At 46.1% G+C, this 16,278-nt stretch carries 14 protein-coding genes; 4 read left to right on the top strand and 10 right to left on the bottom strand.

What is annotated here, in order from left to right:
- Together ACY652_RS13170 and ACY652_RS13165 are read right to left on the bottom strand one after the other, a co-directional pair.
- Entirely contained in the window at positions 1-708 is a 708-nt protein-coding gene (locus ACY652_RS13170) for a TolC family protein (protein ID WP_462264842.1), read from the bottom strand.
- Between the two features lie 204 nt (positions 709-912).
- Positions 913-1,752, bottom strand: coding sequence for a beta-1,6-N-acetylglucosaminyltransferase (locus ACY652_RS13165; RefSeq protein ID WP_462264841.1), 840 nt, complete (start codon positions 1,750-1,752; stop codon positions 913-915).
- A 484-nt stretch (positions 1,753-2,236) separates the two neighbouring features.
- On the opposite strand from ACY652_RS13165, the gene ACY652_RS13160 reads away from it, so the two are divergent.
- Entirely contained in the window at positions 2,237-4,132 is a 1,896-nt protein-coding gene (locus tag ACY652_RS13160; RefSeq protein WP_462264840.1) for a DNA topoisomerase IV subunit B, read from the top strand.
- Positions 4,133-4,326: 194 nt separating this feature from the next.
- On the opposite strand, the gene ACY652_RS13155 is transcribed toward ACY652_RS13160, so the two are convergent.
- From ACY652_RS13155 to hemA, 7 genes are all read right to left on the bottom strand, one after another.
- The gene (locus ACY652_RS13155) at positions 4,327-4,539 is read right to left on the bottom strand and encodes a cysteine-rich CWC family protein (protein WP_462264839.1); all 213 of its coding nucleotides are present in this window, start codon (positions 4,537-4,539) and stop codon (positions 4,327-4,329) included.
- Positions 4,540-4,621: 82 nt separating this feature from the next.
- Positions 4,622-7,000 carry a ribonucleoside-diphosphate reductase subunit alpha gene (locus ACY652_RS13150; protein ID WP_462264838.1) on the bottom strand — a complete coding sequence of 793 codons (2,379 nt, stop codon included), beginning with the start codon at positions 6,998-7,000 and terminating at the stop codon, positions 4,622-4,624.
- A gap of 127 nt (positions 7,001-7,127) precedes the next feature.
- Entirely contained in the window at positions 7,128-8,123 is a 996-nt protein-coding gene (locus ACY652_RS13145; RefSeq protein ID WP_462264837.1) for a ribonucleoside-diphosphate reductase small subunit, read from the bottom strand.
- Positions 8,124-8,925: 802 nt separating this feature from the next.
- The gene (locus tag ACY652_RS13140) at positions 8,926-9,330 is read right to left on the bottom strand and encodes a methionine-R-sulfoxide reductase (RefSeq protein WP_462264836.1); all 405 of its coding nucleotides are present in this window, start codon (positions 9,328-9,330) and stop codon (positions 8,926-8,928) included.
- A gap of 71 nt (positions 9,331-9,401) precedes the next feature.
- Positions 9,402-9,659: a hypothetical protein gene (locus ACY652_RS13135; RefSeq protein ID WP_462264835.1), complete on the bottom strand. Its 258-nt coding sequence runs from the start codon at positions 9,657-9,659 to the stop codon at positions 9,402-9,404.
- Positions 9,660-9,790: 131 nt separating this feature from the next.
- Positions 9,791-10,663, bottom strand: coding sequence for a succinate--CoA ligase subunit alpha (gene sucD / locus ACY652_RS13130; RefSeq protein WP_462264834.1), 873 nt, complete (start codon positions 10,661-10,663; stop codon positions 9,791-9,793).
- 161 nt (positions 10,664-10,824) lie between these two features.
- On the bottom strand, positions 10,825-12,051 hold the full coding sequence (gene hemA, locus ACY652_RS13125) for a glutamyl-tRNA reductase (protein WP_462264833.1): 1,227 nt from the start codon (positions 12,049-12,051) through the stop codon (positions 10,825-10,827).
- A gap of 148 nt (positions 12,052-12,199) precedes the next feature.
- Here hemA and ACY652_RS13120 point away from each other — a divergent pair, with 148 nt between their 5' ends.
- Genes ACY652_RS13120 through ACY652_RS13110 form a run of 3 tightly spaced genes read left to right on the top strand, consistent with a single transcriptional unit; the run spans position 12,200 to position 14,460 of the window.
- Positions 12,200-12,574: a DoxX family protein gene (locus ACY652_RS13120; protein ID WP_462264832.1), complete on the top strand. Its 375-nt coding sequence runs from the start codon at positions 12,200-12,202 to the stop codon at positions 12,572-12,574.
- A 48-nt stretch (positions 12,575-12,622) separates the two neighbouring features.
- Positions 12,623-13,456 (top strand): alpha/beta hydrolase family protein, encoded by an 834-nt coding sequence (locus ACY652_RS13115; RefSeq protein ID WP_462264831.1) that lies wholly within the window; start codon positions 12,623-12,625, stop codon positions 13,454-13,456.
- An 8-nt stretch (positions 13,457-13,464) separates the two neighbouring features.
- The gene (locus ACY652_RS13110; protein WP_462264829.1) at positions 13,465-14,460 is read left to right on the top strand and encodes an MBL fold metallo-hydrolase; all 996 of its coding nucleotides are present in this window, start codon (positions 13,465-13,467) and stop codon (positions 14,458-14,460) included.
- A gap of 73 nt (positions 14,461-14,533) precedes the next feature.
- Here ACY652_RS13110 and ACY652_RS13105 read toward each other — a convergent pair whose 3' ends face one another.
- On the bottom strand, positions 14,534-16,270 hold the full coding sequence (locus tag ACY652_RS13105) for a thiamine pyrophosphate-dependent enzyme (protein WP_462264828.1): 1,737 nt from the start codon (positions 16,268-16,270) through the stop codon (positions 14,534-14,536).
- Positions 16,271-16,278 lie beyond the last annotated feature (8 nt).

Here is a 16,278-nt window from a genome sequence, read left to right as displayed (position 1 = left end):
TTATTTAATATTTTCCAGCTTGTCGCCCACTAATGCCTCCAGCTGCGCCTTTGCCGTAAGCAGTGCGGCTTCCGCTACCAGTTTTAAATCATTCTGCTGGTAATAAGCGGTGTTGGCCCGGTTCAGGTTATCAAAAGTATCTTCGCCTCTCTGGTAACGGCGCTTTAATTCCTGCACAGAGCTGCTGGCATCTACAGAAGCCTGCGTAAATCCCTTAACAGAGGCTAACCGCTGTACATAGGTATAATAGCGGGTTTTTACCTCAAGCTCAAGATTGATCAGGTATTCGTCGCGCTCGCGCGAGGCCACCACCAGTTCTTCCTTAGCCTGCCTTACGCCATAGGGCTTCTGTAAAAAGTTGCCCAGGTTAAAGAACAGGCCGGTTTGTATACCGTTAAAATAGCTATAAGTGGGCTGCTGTGCATTTATCACCGTATTTTTGTTGGGCTGATAGATGTAAGAGAAGGTAAACGCATCAAACCATGATACTTTTGCTTTACCAATATTACTGAGGGCAATGTTAACCCGGGCATTGTTGGCCTTTACGCGCGGATAGTTGGCCTTGGCAGCAGCAATCAGCCGGTCCAGGTACTCTTCAGAGATGTCGGGTATGATGGAACTGGGGGCAACAGTATTCTGTGCAACTGCACTGCCCGGAACAGCCAGTACAGTGAACATCAAAAAAAACAGCAGGTAAAGTTTATTCATTTAAATTCAGTATCTTAACTAAGCAAGTAACCAGTTGTACCTTGCCTGTAAATATGATAAGCTGGCATTATGCCCACATATTGGATGCCTGCTAAAATAAGGATAACTATTGCAAACTGTAAACTATTGTTGATAAAACGTTGCCAAATGCAGGCAGGCAGGCCATATTTAAGGCATGGTTAAATTATGGTTTAACTGCCGGTATTACAAAGCATCCAAAGCGTCAAAAAGCTCGCCCTCACCATCAGCAATAAATTTACGGCCAAACAGATCGGTAGAGTTTTTCATTTTTTCAAAATCCTCAAAACCTAACGTTTTGGGATGCCCGCTGCCTGCTTCAGACCAGTCTATATAACGGTAATCGTTATTGACCACTTCATTTTTATACGGAGAATTAAGGAGCAAGGTTTGAAAAACGATCTCATCTCCCCCCCAGGTAAATGCGAAAAACCTCGACAGCTTCTTGCTGCTTTCCACATAGTTTACCACATAGGCAGCGCGCTCGGGGGTCAGCATCCAGAACATCCCCCGGCCATAGGGCTTCATGCCGAAAGGCACTTTACGGTCAGGAAGCAGTTTGTTTACAATCCGCTGCAACAGGTGCTTTCCGGGTATGTTAAAATTAGCCAGATCATATCGCCTGAGCCGTATCTGCGCCTCTACCCAGTCTTCATTGATATCTGAATATTCAATATATTGCTTCCCTAAATTCTCCTTCAAGAAAGCGATGATGCGCTCCGGCGGCTTAATCGGGTAATCCTGCCCGCTCAGCAGGTTCAGGTACTGGTATTCACGGCCGCTCGCCAACGCCTCCTTTACACAACTGAACACGGCCCGCGTAGTATTATAACCGGCCCAGCGTACATCAATGCGTTTCTTTACTAAAAATACATTGGGATATTTGGTAAGGTGCCGGTAATCCTCAATATTCTTTTTTTTGTCTACATGTATATAGTAGTCAAAATATTCGCAGCCCAATCTGTTGATCATCCGTTCGGTTAACTGCGGATTGGTGTAAGTGATTATAAGATTGGCAACTTTCATCCGGCAATCGCGATAAGCTTGATAAAGACAGGGGCAATATATGGGGCATATATATTACAACTATGCTGTGTATGATGTATTTATGAAAATTTTAATCTTGGTTTTATAATATTTAAATAAACCAATATTATTGTTCTAAAATCACATGTAATAACAATTTTACAAACTTAACTTATAATTAAATATGTGAATGCAATCACAAATACTATAGTACAAAATAAATATTATTATTTGCCAAGGGTTGTTACGTTAACTGTATTGAAAGTATGTTTTTCACATTTTTCCGGTAATATTAGGTTCATGCGCCTATACCCTTTACATTGTATTCAATAGACAATTAACCGGTTGAAAAGCTTCATCCGGCTTAAACAGTACTAATTTATTTAGTATATTTGAGTACATGTAATTATAAGCTGAATATACTATTTTTGGCAACCGGAACATTCATTTATGGTTGCTTACCCAATTAATTTTAACAATATACATGGCAGAAAATATTAATTATAGCGAAGACAGTATACGCTCGTTAGACTGGAAGGAGCACATCCGGCTCAGGCCCGGCATGTATATCGGTAAGTTGGGCGACGGATCTGCCTATGATGATGGCATTTATGTGTTGCTCAAAGAAATTATAGATAACTGTATAGATGAATTTGTAATGGGTGCCGGCCGTACCATTGAAGTGAGCCTGAGCGATCAGAAAGCAAGTGTGCGCGATTACGGGCGGGGCATTCCGCTGGGTAAGGTGATCGACTGCGTTTCAAAAATCAATACCGGCGGTAAATATGACAGTAAGGCGTTCCAAAAATCGGTAGGGTTGAATGGTGTGGGCAGCAAGGCCGTTAATGCCTTGTCTACGCAATTCATTGTACAGTCCTACCGCGATGGCCGCACCAAGATTGCCGAGTTTGCCAAAGGCGAAATTACGCGTGATGAGCCTGAAAAGGAAACCACCCAGCGCAACGGTACGGCTATTCAGTTTTTCCCTGATGATTCTATCTTCCGCAACTACCGGTTCATCCCGGAGTTTGTGCAGAACATGATCTGGAACTACGTATTTCTGAACGCCGGGCTGACCATTAATTTTAACGGGCAAAAGTTTTTCTCCGAAAACGGCCTGAAAGATTTGCTGTTGCGTAACACTGATGCCGAGAACCTGCGCTACCCGATTATTCACCTTAAAGGCGAAGATATTGAAATTGCCATGTCGCACGGGCAGCAATACGGCGAAGAGTATTATTCCTTTGTTAATGGACAAAATACCACACAGGGCGGTACCCACCAGGCGGCCTTCCGGGAGGCGGTGGTAGATACCGTTCGCGATCACTTTAAAAAGCAGTTTGATGCTGCGGATATACGGGCATCCATTGTTGGGGCCATTGCCATAAAGGTGCAGGAGCCGGTATTTGAATCACAAACCAAAACCAAGTTAGGCTCTATCAACATCGGGCCCGAAGGGCCAACCGTGCGCACCTTTGTAAAGGATTTTATAAAGGCCGAACTGGATAATTACCTACATAAAAATAAAGCAACCGCAGATGCACTGGAGAAGCGCATCCTGCAATCAGAACGCGAACGCAAGGATATTGCCGGTATTAAAAAGCTGGCTAATGAGCGGGCTAAAAAAGCATCGCTGCACAACCGTAAACTGCGCGACTGCAAGCTGCACTTTGAGGATAACCATGAGCGCAAGCAGGATACCACCCTGTTTATTACCGAGGGCGACAGCGCCAGCGGCTCCATCACCAAATCGCGCGATGTGCTAACGCAGGCAGTATTCAGTTTGAAGGGTAAACCGTTGAACTGCTTCGGGCTTACCAAGAAAGTGGTATACGAGAACGAGGAGTTTAACCTGCTGCAGCACGCCCTGAATATTGAGGACGGGCTGGATGGTTTACGTTACAACAACATTGTGGTAGCTACCGATGCCGATGTGGACGGTATGCACATCCGCCTGCTGCTCATGACTTTTTTCCTGCAGTTCTTCCCCGACCTGGTTAAGGCAGGGCATGTGTCTATCCTGCAAACGCCGCTATTCAGGGTGCGCAACAAAAAGGAAACTATTTACTGCTACAGCGATGAGGAACGCCGCAATGCCATTGCCAAACTTGGCAATAAGCCCGAAATTACCCGGTTTAAAGGTTTGGGCGAAATATCCCCGGAGGAGTTCGGCCTGTTCATTGGCAAAGACATGCGCCTTGACCCGGTAATTTTAAAGGATGCCAACATTAAAGGCCTGCTGGAATACTTTATGGGTAAGAATACCCCTACCCGCCAGCAGCATATTGTAAATAACCTGCGCGTGGAGAAGGATGATGAAAAGGTTAATCCGCTTTTAGCTGCAACCGATCCCACTGAGGTAGCTTTGGAAGTGGCTTAAACAACCTTGGGCCTTGTAAACTTAACCAGTCATTTCTACCGCAGGGAGAAATCTTCTTCAGGCGACTGATCTGCGGCAGAAGGTTTCTCTCTACGGTAGAAATGACGAGTTGCGTGTTAGTATGGTTTTAAGTTTTTAAATATCTTTTAGCAACTTAACGGGCTATACCAAAATGCTTAATCAAGTATTGTTTATTACAATCCCATTTCCTCCCTGTACTCCTGCTGTAGTTCCAGCAGGCATTTGGCGCACAGGCAGCCTTCGTATAACTCGCTTACATACTGCACTTCATTAATGGTGAGCTGCACCTGGCTGCACTGGCATTTGGTGTAGGCATTGGCCTTGCACTCAAAGCTGGCGCTGCAGCGGTCGCAGTAAATAATTTCGTGCTTGGTGTATTCGGGCATCGGTACAAAAATAGAAAGCCCCGAAGTACGAAACTTCAGGGCTTTGCAATTTAATTAACTATTTAGAGAGGTTGATGTGCCATTATCCGGAGCAGCTGATGCAGCCTTCTTCCATAGAACAGGTAGGGCCGGCAGGTACATCATCTGCCATTTGCGCTACCTCGTTAGGAATAACCGGCTCCATATTTTTGCCGCCCTGGTTCTCGATAGTAAATTTCACCGCCTGCGATGCTGCCTGGGTACGCAGGTAGTACATACCGGTTTTCAGGCCCTTCTTCCATGCATAGAAGTGCATCGAGGTGAGCTTAGACGCGTTTGGCGAATTGATGAACAGGTTAAGCGATTGCGACTGGCAGATATAAGCACCGCGGTCGGCCGCCATATCAATAATGCTGCGCATCTTGATCTCCCAAACCGTTTTGTACAGCTCCTTAATATCCTGCGGAATCTCAGCAATATCCTGAATAGAACCGTTGGCGCTGATGATCTGGTTTTTCATCTGGCTGTTCCACAAGCCTAACTCTACCAGATCGCGCAGCAGGTGCTTGTTCACAATCACAAACTCGCCACTCAGTACCCGGCGGGTATAAATGTTAGAGGTATACGGCTCAAAACATTCGTTGTTACCCAATATCTGCGAAGTAGAGGCGGTTGGCATCGGCGCTACCAGCAGCGAGTTACGTACACCGTGGTTCATTACATCCAGGCGCAGGTTATCCCAATCCCAGCGGCCGCTATCCGGGGTAACATTCCACAGATCGAACTGGAACTTACCTTTCGACAATGGTGAACCCTGGAAGGTTTCGTAAGCACCATCTTTAATAGCCAGGTCCTTAGAGGCCGTCATGGCCGCAAAGTAGATGGTTTCAAAAATCTCCTTATTCAACTGACGAGCTTCATCGCTTTCAAACGGCATACGCAGGCAGATAAAGGTATCGGCCAGGCCCTGCACACCCAAACCAATCGGGCGGTGGCGCAGATTAGAATATTCTGCTTCAGGTACCGGATAAAAGTTATTGTCGATGATCTTGTTCAGGTTTAATGTAGCCTGATAAGTTACCTCATAGAGCTTGTTATGGTCGAAGGTTCCTTCTTTAACATAGCGTGGCAGCGCTAATGATGCCAAGTTACATACCGCTACTTCATCCTTAGAAGTGTACTCCATAATTTCGGTACACAGGTTCGAGCTTTTGATGGTACCTAAATTTTGCTGATTAGACTTGCTGTTTGCCGCATCCTTATACAGCAGATACGGGGTACCGGTTTCCACCTGGGCATCCAGTACGGCAAACCATAAATCCTGCGCTTTTACGGTTTTGCGGGCACGGCCTTCTTTCTCATAACGCTCATACAAAGCTTCAAACTCTGCACCGAAGCAATCGGCCAGGCCGGGCGCCTCGTTAGGACAGAACAGGCTCCAGCTGCCGTTTTCTTCTACGCGGCGCATAAACAAGTCGGATACCCACAGGGCGTAGAACAAATCGCGGGCACGCATTTCTTCCTTACCGTGGTTTTTACGCAAATCCAAGAACTCGAAAATATCAGCGTGCCATGGTTCCAGGTAGATGGCGAAGGCGCCTTTGCGCTTGCCGCCGCCCTGATCTACATAACGGGCCGTATCATTAAACACACGCAGCATTGGGATGATACCGTTGCTGGTACCATTGGTACCGCCAATGTAAGAGCCGGTTGCACGGATGTTGTGAATGCTTAAACCAATACCGCCTGCACTTTGCGAAATCTGTGCGGTTTGCTTCAGCGTATCATAAATACCTTCAATGCTATCGTCCTTCATGGTAAGCAGGAAGCACGAAGACATTTGCGGCTTAGGCGTACCGGCGTTGAATAACGTTGGCGTGGCATGGGTGAACCAGCGCTCACTCATCAGGTTGTAGGTAGCAATGGCGCTCTCCACATCCTGCTTGTGTATACCTACGGCCACGCGCATAAACAGGTGCTGCGGGCGCTCGGCTATACGGCCGTCAATCTTCAGCAGATACGATTTTTCCAGGGTCTTGAAACCAAAGTAATCAAAGCCGAAATCGCGGTCATAAATAATGGTGCTGTCCAGTAATTCGGCGTTAGCTTCAATTACATCCCATACATCATCCGCAATCAGCGGTGCAGGCTTGCCGTTCTTGGAGTCGCGGTAGTTATACAGCTTCTTCATCGTTTCAGAAAACGACTTAATGGTATTCTTGTGCAGGTTAGATACCGCAATGCGTGAAGCCAGCAAGGCATAATCCGGGTGCTTGGTGGTTAATGAAGCTGCTGTTTCAGCTGCAAGGTTATCCAGTTCCGAGGTAGTTACTCCATCGTATAAGCCTTCAATTACTTTTTTGGCTACATCGATAGAATCCACCAGGTGCGGGTTCAAACCATAGCACAGTTTTTCTACACGTGCGGTAATTTTATCAAACTTTACCGTTTCTGTTTTTCCGTCTCTTTTTATTACAAACATGTTTGCCCCCTCCTTACTCCCCCGGAGGGGGAGAGATTATAATTATTGATAATTATTATATATGATTGAATTTGTATTGCTATATACTTTTAAAGCCCTTTCCTTTGGAGAGGGTTGGGTGAGGTTTTTAAAAATCCTCATCCAGTGAAAACGAAGTTTGTCCGGCGCCCTGGGCGTTCAATACACCGCTTTTCTGATAATCGCCTACACGTTTCTCGAAGAAATTGGTTTTACCCTGTAGTGAGATCATTTCCATAAAGTCGAAAGGATTGCTGGCGTTATAAAATTTATCGTAACCCAGTTCTACCAGCCAGCGGTCGGCCACAAATTCAATGTACTGGCTCATCAGCTTGGCGTTCATACCAATCAGGTTTACCGGCAATGCATCGTTTACAAATTCCTTTTCTATTTCAACTGCGTCAGTAATAATGCCCGTAACCTGTTCTTTTGATAAACGGTTCTTCAACATTTTGTATAGCAGGCAGGCAAATTCGCAATGCAGGCCTTCATCACGGGAGATCAACTCATTGCTAAAGGTTAGGCCCGGCATCAGGCCGCGCTTTTTAAGCCAGAAGATAGAACAGAAACTACCGGAGAAGAAGATACCTTCCACTGCGGCAAAAGCCACCAAACGCTCGGCAAAGTTGCCATTGTCAATCCAGCGCAGGGCCCATTCTGCCTTTTTCTTTACGCAAGGCACAGTATCAATAGCGTGGAACAAACGGTCTTTTTCTACGGTATCTTTAATATAGGTATCAATTAATAAGGCATAGGTTTCGGAGTGGATGTTTTCCATCATGATCTGGAAACCGTAAAAGCAACGGGCTTCGGGCACTTGTACTTCGCTCATGAAATTGACGGCCAGATTCTCATTCACAATACCGTCGCTGGCTGCAAAGAAAGCCAGTACATGGCTTACGAAGTGGCGTTCGCCATCATTCATGCTGTCCCAGTGCTTCTGGTCGTCAGAAAGGTCAATTTCTTCGGCCGTCCAAAAGCTGGCTTCATGCTTTTTATACATCTCCCAAATCTGGGGATAGTTAATGGGGAGAATAACAAACCGGTCTTTGTTTTCCCTTAACAATACTTCTTCTTCCTGTAATAACACGTCTTCCTGATTCATATCAATACCTTATATCTTAGTTTCCTGTCGTTGAGTTCCTTTTATTTTACCGGCCGACAATCCCTCAGCTGAATTTTCATTCAGCTTTATTGGAACTGTAATCGCTTGTGTGTTGTGATTTTTGAAGGCCAGCCTGCACCGTGTCTTTAGTATTAAAACGATTACTATATTACTAATAGTTTTAGCAATCATTTGTTTTAAAGAAAGAACTTACCGATACATTAAAAGAACTTGCTTAACAAATGTACATCAATAAGGCAGCCGTGTGCCACTGTGGAAACCTGGAGTTTTCCACCCTCCGGAAATAGTTATTAACATTCTTGTCAGTAAAATTTCGGATAAAAAAGTTATCCACATCTATAACTATTGTTTCACAGCATTTTACCTCCATAATAGTATACACTGTGGAAAACGTGGATAAAAAAATTAAACAAGCGATTAAATTATTTACCTGCTGCCAGTATCGAAAGCATGGAATTTAGCACCACAGGGTTAGAATGATGTCAAGCGATTGTTATCCGGTGAAGTACGGTTTTCTGAACATCTGTACAGCTGCGTTATGAAATACAATACACAGTTCATCTGTTTTTCAAGACAGCAATTTGGTAAGGCGTTATTATGCAGGTAACACTGTGCAGCCCCCCCTGCTCTCCCGGGGAGAGGATAACTTTCACAAAATATTATTGATACTTTTTTTTCTTTCTGCCATTATACCTGAGGGGCATAGATGTGGAACAAGCAGCACTAAATAAAAAAGGGCCTGCATAATTGCAGGCCCTTCAATATTATTTCCTAAAGCAGTTTATCCCCTTTGCTTCATCTGCTCATCAGCTTGTTTGTTCAGCTCATCTAAAGAAACGAAGTTCATAGAAACTGAATTAACGCAATGGCGGGTGTTTTTTGAAGTGAAACGCTCGCCTACAAAAACATGCCCTAAGTGCGCCCCGCAGTTACTGCAAAGGATTTCGGTACGGCTGCCGTCGGCATCAGTTTCCTTATGTACAGCACCCTGTATCTCATCATCAAAGCTGGGCCAGCCGCAAAAAGATTCAAACTTGTCTGCTGATTTGTACAGCGGGTTATTGCATCGTTTGCACAGGTAAACGCCTTCAACCTTGTTATTAAGCAAGGCACCGGTGAAAGGACGTTCAGTGCCTTTGTATAATATTACCCGTTCTTCTTCGGGCGTGAGTTTATTGTATTCCATAACGGGGAAAGTACAAATGGCGTTCCAACAGGCAGTTAACGGTCAATACGGCAGCTTTTACAGCATATCTGTTAACCTGCTAACTCCCAGGCTTCTTTTATTTCTTGTTTAAGTTTATTGATTGCCTCATCCAGTCCGTCATACCAATCTAAATGAGGATTCCAGCAATGGCATTCCAAACATTGTGTATCTTTCCATATCTTACTGCATTGCGGACAACGCCCTGCGGTATCAAAGGTATTCCATAGGTGCTTGCAACTGCATTGCCAGCGCGAATACTGCATGGGTTGCCAGTCGCATTTTGGACACCGGATTTTAATGTCAGCCATATTAGATAAGATAGTTAATAAACAGATAAAGCTATTTATTTCCATTAAAAAGAAGAAGTCTTGGACCAACAGCCAAGACTTCTTTATATCTCGAATTGAAAATCGAAAATCCGACTTCCGAAATCAATAAATTATTTGCTCAATTCTTCTGCCATAGCAGCGCCGATTTCGGCAGGTGATTCTACCACACGGATGCCGCATTCGGTCATGATCTTCATTTTGGCAGCAGCGGTATCATCGGCACCGCCTACTATGGCACCGGCATGGCCCATACGGCGGCCCGGAGGCGCGGTCTGGCCGGCAATAAAACCTACTACCGGTTTGGTGCCATGCTCCTGTATCCAGCGGGCAGCCTCGGCTTCCATACCGCCGCCAATTTCACCAATCATGATGATGCCATGCGTTTCAGGATCATTCATCAGCAGTTCTACGGCTTGCTTAGTGGTGGTACCAATAATCGGATCGCCACCGATACCGATAGCGGTAGTGATACCATAGCCGGCCTTTACTACCTGGTCTACCGCCTCATAAGTTAAGGTACCTGATTTAGAAACTACACCCACGTTACCCTTTTTGAAGATAAAGCCGGGCATGATACCAATCTTGGCCTCGTCGGCCGTGATAACGCCGGGGCAGTTGGGGCCAATTAAGCGCGACTCCTTACCTACCAGATATTCTTTAACCGCAATCATATCCTTTGTCGGGATACCTTCGGTGATACATACAATTACTTTGATGCCGGCTTCGGCTGCTTCCATAATGGCATCGGCTGCAAAGGCCGGAGGTACGAAGATGATAGATACATCAGCGCCGGTTTGGTCTACCGCATCTTTAACGGTATTAAACACCGGGCGCTCCAGGTGCTGCTGACCGCCCTTGCCTGGCGTAACACCGCCAACAAGCTGCGTACCGTAGGCAATCATCTGCTGTGCATGGTAAGTGCCTTCGTTACCTGTAAAACCCTGAACTATAACTTTTGAATCTTTATTTACGAGAACACTCATGGTTTTTGCTTTAGTACGGCAAAGCTAAAGTTATTGCCGTGATTGTCAAATTATTTTTAAGTATACCCTTGCCAGGGGTTAATGCAATTATACAGGGCCTGTAAAGCAAAAGGGCACGGTAGTTTACCATGCCCTTTTGCTTTTATGTTATAATCATAAAGTTAATTATTGATCATGATCTCCTTAGCCATTACCATAGGTACGCTGATGTACTTCTTCTCCATATAGTTAATCACCTTTTCCAGTACCAGGCGCGATTGCTCATCCATGCCCTGCACTTCATCAGCAAAAACGGTGTTTAATGCGGTGTGCTTAATGGCCTTTATTTTTTCGGGTACCTGGCGCATGGCCACTTCAATGCGGCGCTGCTTAAGCTGCGGTAAAAAATCACTTAAATTTTGCTCAATAATCTTCTGGGCATGCACCAGCTCATGGTAGCGCTCCTGCAGGTTCTTTTTGGCTATCTCGTTTAATGAGGTTACCTCAATGTAATGTACCGGAAACTGCTCCAGCACTTCTGCCGCTATATCATTAGGAATAGCCAGATCCACAATCGTTTTCTTGTCTGTCTCTCCGTTTAACAACGTGGTGTAAATTTCGGGTGTAACTACCGGCTCGGTGGCCGATGTACAGGTAATAATCACATCAAACCCTTTGGTATAGGTTTTTAGTTCTTCTAAGCTGTAAGCTTCGCCATTAAGGTCGGCCGCTAACTGCTGCGCTTTTTCCAGCGTGCGGTTAAACACCACAAAATTAGAGAAACGGTGCTTTTGCAGGTACTTGGAAATGTTACGGTTAGTTTCGCCCGCACCTATAATTAATACCCTGGCGTTAGCCGCACACTGGTTTAAATCTTTCAGTTTGCGGTAAGCCAGTGATACTACAGAGATAGGATTTTTAGAAATATTGGTATGGGTGTATACCTCTTTAGCTGTTTTTACCGTACAGCTCATAATCATGCGCAGATAATCGCCGGTAAGCCCTGCCGTTTTACAATTTTCGTAGGCTTTGCGTACCTGTGCTAAAATCTCCTTCTCTCCCACTACCAAACTTTCCATTGAGCATGAAGTACGCAGCAGGTGGGTTAAGGCATCATGCTCTTCATATATGGATACACCATCTAACAGGGTATCCATATAATAGGGACATAAGCCCATATTGAGCGCCAGCAGAAATTTTTTGGCAAAGGCACGGTCTACCTGCTGCGAGGTAGCCATTATAAACTCTACCCGGTTACAGGTAGCCAGGTAAAATATCTCCGGGATTTGAAACTCATCACGTAACTGCTGAAGTTTGGGTAATATGTTCTCCTGGCAAATCACCAACTTCCCTAATTCCTTAAGCTCAATTTGTTTATGAGTAAACGCAATAACCTTTAAGTACTTCAACGCAGTTTATATTTAGCACAACAAAAGTAGGTGGTAAGGCAGGGTTGCATTGTCAAACCTTTGTCAAACACCTTAATTTAGAATGTTTACAAATTAGCTTGATTTAGCTTCAAATCAACTTTTTATTCTGCAATTGTGTTATCCGGCTATGTCATTAATAAAAAGAATCAGCCTGACCTTACTTATTATATTGTTTTTAGCAGCCGGTATAAATCATTTCTGGCATCCGGCAGGTTACCTCAGAATTATACCTGCCTACCTGCCTTTTCCGGCTTTGCTTAACTATGTATCAGGTAGTTGCGAAATACTGTTTGCAGTGCTGCTGCTATTTAAATCCACCCGCAAAACAGGGGCCTGGCTGATTGTGCTGATGCTGGCTGCATTTTTACCGGTTCACGTTGATATGCTGCTGCATGCACCTATGCAGTTGGGTAATTTAAAAGTTACGCCTTTAGTGGCCTGGATACGTTTACTTTTACAACCGGTATTAATGCTGTGGGCCTGGTGGCATACGAAAGACTGATAACCGGTAATTTACACAAATCAGTTATTTGAGTTCACGCTATTAACCATGATTAAAAAAGAACAGTTTACCATTACAGGCGCTCAGGGGAAACCCATGCTGGCCGACCTTACTTATGACGATGCGTTTACAGATGCACCGCTCATTGTATTTGCACATGGCTTTAAAGGTTTTAAAGATTGGGGCACACACCAGCTAGTGGCCGGTTACTTTGCAGCACAAGGTTACCGCTATTTAAAATTCAATTTTTCGCACAACGGTACGACGGTTGAGCAGCCGCAGGATTTTGCAGACCTGATCGCGTTCAGTGAAAACACCTTTTCTATGGAGCTGGAGGATTTAGATCATATCCTTACCTTTATTTATAGCGGCTCCGCGTTTAAGGTGCCGCCTTCGGTAACCTTAATAGGCCATAGTATGGGTGGCGGCATCAGCATTATCAAAGCTGCGGAGGATAACCGGATCACCCGGCTGGTTACGATGGCAGCCGTAGCCGATTTCAGAAATCTTTGGCCCAAAGAACTGGAAGAGCAATGGAAACTGGCAGGTGTATTGTATTTCCCTAACCACCGCACCGGGCAGGATATGCCCATTAAAGCTACTTTGCTTGAGGATTTAGAACGCCATGCTGCACTGTTAAATATTACCGCACAGGCCGCTTATGTAAAGCAGCCCTGGCTGCTGCTGCACGGCACCGCCGACCCTACGGTGGCCTTAAGCCATGCACACCAATTGAAGGCAGCACAACCTAACGCCCTGCTTTCCATATTAGCTAATGCCGACCATGTATTTGGCGGACGGCATCCTTATACCGAAACTGATTTGCCACTTGCCTTGGCTGATGTTTGCCGCCAAACACTTAACTTTTTACAAACCACTTAGCCGATACTATGGATTTAAACAAATCCCTTAAAAAGGGTAAAAAATATATCAACTCCGAACCGACTTCGGAACCGGGTTTCCGCGAATTTTTATCAATTACAAAGGAGTATTTATATCATTCGTCTAACAATACTCCCAAAAAGCCGCTGGGGCCTTTTCATACGGATGCCGGTCTCTATCGGCACCCCCCGCAAAACGGATTGCGGGTTACCTGGCTGGGCCACGCCACCTTACTGATCGAGATAGATGGCTGCCGCTTTTTAACAGATCCGGTTTGGAGCAAGCGGGTATCGTTCTCGCAATTCTTCGGGCCAAAGCGGTTCTTTCAGCCGCCACTGGCATTGAGGAACTTGCCGCCACTGGATGCCATTATTATTTCGCATGACCATTACGACCATCTGGATAAAGCCACCATCAAATATTTTGCAGGCACCGATATACCATTCTTATGTTCGGTGGGCGTTGGGCAGTACCTTAAACGCTGGGGCATAGCACCCGGCCGGATTACAGAAATGGATTGGGGCAACAGTGTTGTTATAGGCCAGAATTGCAAAATAACCGCTACGCCTGCCCGGCATTTTTCGGGCAGGGGCATTACGCACCGTAATGAAACCCTATGGTCGTCATTCGTAATTAAAGGCAACCGGCATAATATTTATTTCGGTGCAGATTCGGGTTGGTTTGAAGGCTATCATGACATTGGCAATGCCTTTGGCCCCTTTGATTTAACCATGCTGGGTATTGGTGCCTACGGCAAGTACTGGCCGGATATTCACACCACACCGGCGGATGCATTAAGGGCGAACAAAGCGCTTAATGGAAGGCTGATGCTTCCATTTCACTGGGGGACCTTCCCGTTAGCCCCCCATGCCTGGTATGAACCGGTAGAAGAACTGGTTACGCTGGCACAGCAACAGCACCAGGATATACTGGTACCCACACCCGGCCAGCCGGAAGACATTACCGGCAATAAAATTTCGGAATGGTGGAAGCCCTACAAATAATATTAAATTACAAAAAGCGCATAAATAACAAGTATGCGCTTTTGTAATTATAATACGTCAATAGCCCGCTTTACTAAAGCAGCTCCTTTATATGTTTATAATTGGATTTAATGGTGTCCAGCACTTCGCCCATCTCTCCGTTCAGCATTAGTTTGGTCATGGATAGCGCCATGCCTTTTACCTGCTCAAACTCTACCTTTGGCGGCATAGCCAGCGCGTTAGGGTCGGTAAATACATGCACCAGCACCGGGCCATTATGCACAAAGGCTTCTCGCAGGGCCTGCTCTACGTCTTCAGGTTTGGTTACACTAATGCCCTTCATGCCCATCGCCTGGGCTACCAGGGCAAAATCAGGGTTGTGCATATCGGTTTGCCAGTCGGGCAGGCCGGCTACTTCCATTTCCAGCTTTACCATACCTAATGAGCGGTTATCGAACACCACAATCTTAACAGGCAGCTTGTACTGCACAATGGTGGCCAGGTCGCCCATCATCATGGATAAGCCACCATCGCCGGCAAAGCAGATCACCTGCCTATCCGGATGGGCCAGCGCTGCACCTATGGCCTGCGGCATGGCATTAGCCATTGAGCCATGATTGAATGACCCTAACATTTCACGCTTACCGGTAGAATGAATATAGCGTGCGCCCCATACACAGCACATCCCGGTATCTACCGTAAAGATGGCGTTGTGGTCGGCCAGGCGGTCAATGGTATCGGCCACATACTCCGGGTGTATTTTGTGTTCTTCGCCCTTGTCATCTACATAAGTTTGCAGGCGTTCCTTTACCTTGCCGTAAAACTCCAACTGTGTTTTTAAAAATTCATCATCCGTTTTCTGGCTGATGAGCGGCAACAAGGCCGCTATGGTATCCTTGATATCGCCGCAGTAACCGGCATCTACCTTGGCACGCCGGCCCAGGCGCTCGGCACGGGTATCTACCTGTACAATCTTGCAATCGGGCGGCATAAACTGGGTGTAGGGAAAATCGGTGCCCAACAGAATCAGCAAATCAGACTGGTGCATACTATGGTAAGCCGAAGGCAGTCCCAGCAGACCGGTCATACCCACCTCATTAGGGTTATCATACTGTATAGCCATTTTTCCGCGGAAGGAATAGCCGACCGGTGCCTGCAAACGCTGCGAAAGCTCCACCACTTCATCATGTGCATTGGCACAGCCGATGCCGCAGAAGATGGTGACCTTTTCGTGCCCGTTAATCAGGGCGGCCAGTTCCTGCAGGGCGCGGTCTGACGGGCGCACCACCGAATCTGTATGATAGTTAATTTCGGAGGTTACAATCTCCTGTGCATCCAACCTGGTAACATCGCCGGGCAGGCCGATGACTGACACCCCTTTTTTGCTGATGGCATACTGAATGCCCGACTGCATCATGCGGGCAAACTGCCCCGGCGTGCAGGCCATCTGGTTAAAATAACTGCAATCGTCAAACAGTTTAATAGGGTTGGTTTCCTGAAAGTATTCGGTGCCAAACTCATACGTAGCACAGGTAGAGGCTATGGCAATAACCGGCGCCCCGGAGCGGTGCGCATCATATAAGCCATTAATCAAATGCACATGGCCCGGCCCGCTGCTGCCGGCACAGCACGCTATGCCGTTAAGCTGTGCCTCTGCACCAGCAGCAAAAGCGCCGGTTTCCTCGTGCCGAACGTGCACCCACTGCAAGCGGCCATCGCGGCGCACGGCATCATTTACCTCGTTGAGGCTGTCGCCGGTAACGGCGTATATTCTCTTTACTCCCGCCGCTACCAGCATTTCTACCAGTTGGTCGGATACGTTTTTGGCCATAATTGTTG

It is taken from the genome of Mucilaginibacter sp. (genome assembly GCF_965200995.1).
Classification (GTDB): domain Bacteria; phylum Bacteroidota; class Bacteroidia; order Sphingobacteriales; family Sphingobacteriaceae; genus Mucilaginibacter.
Note: the sequence above shows the minus strand (reverse complement) of the source record. Positions and strands in the feature narration are given on the sequence as shown.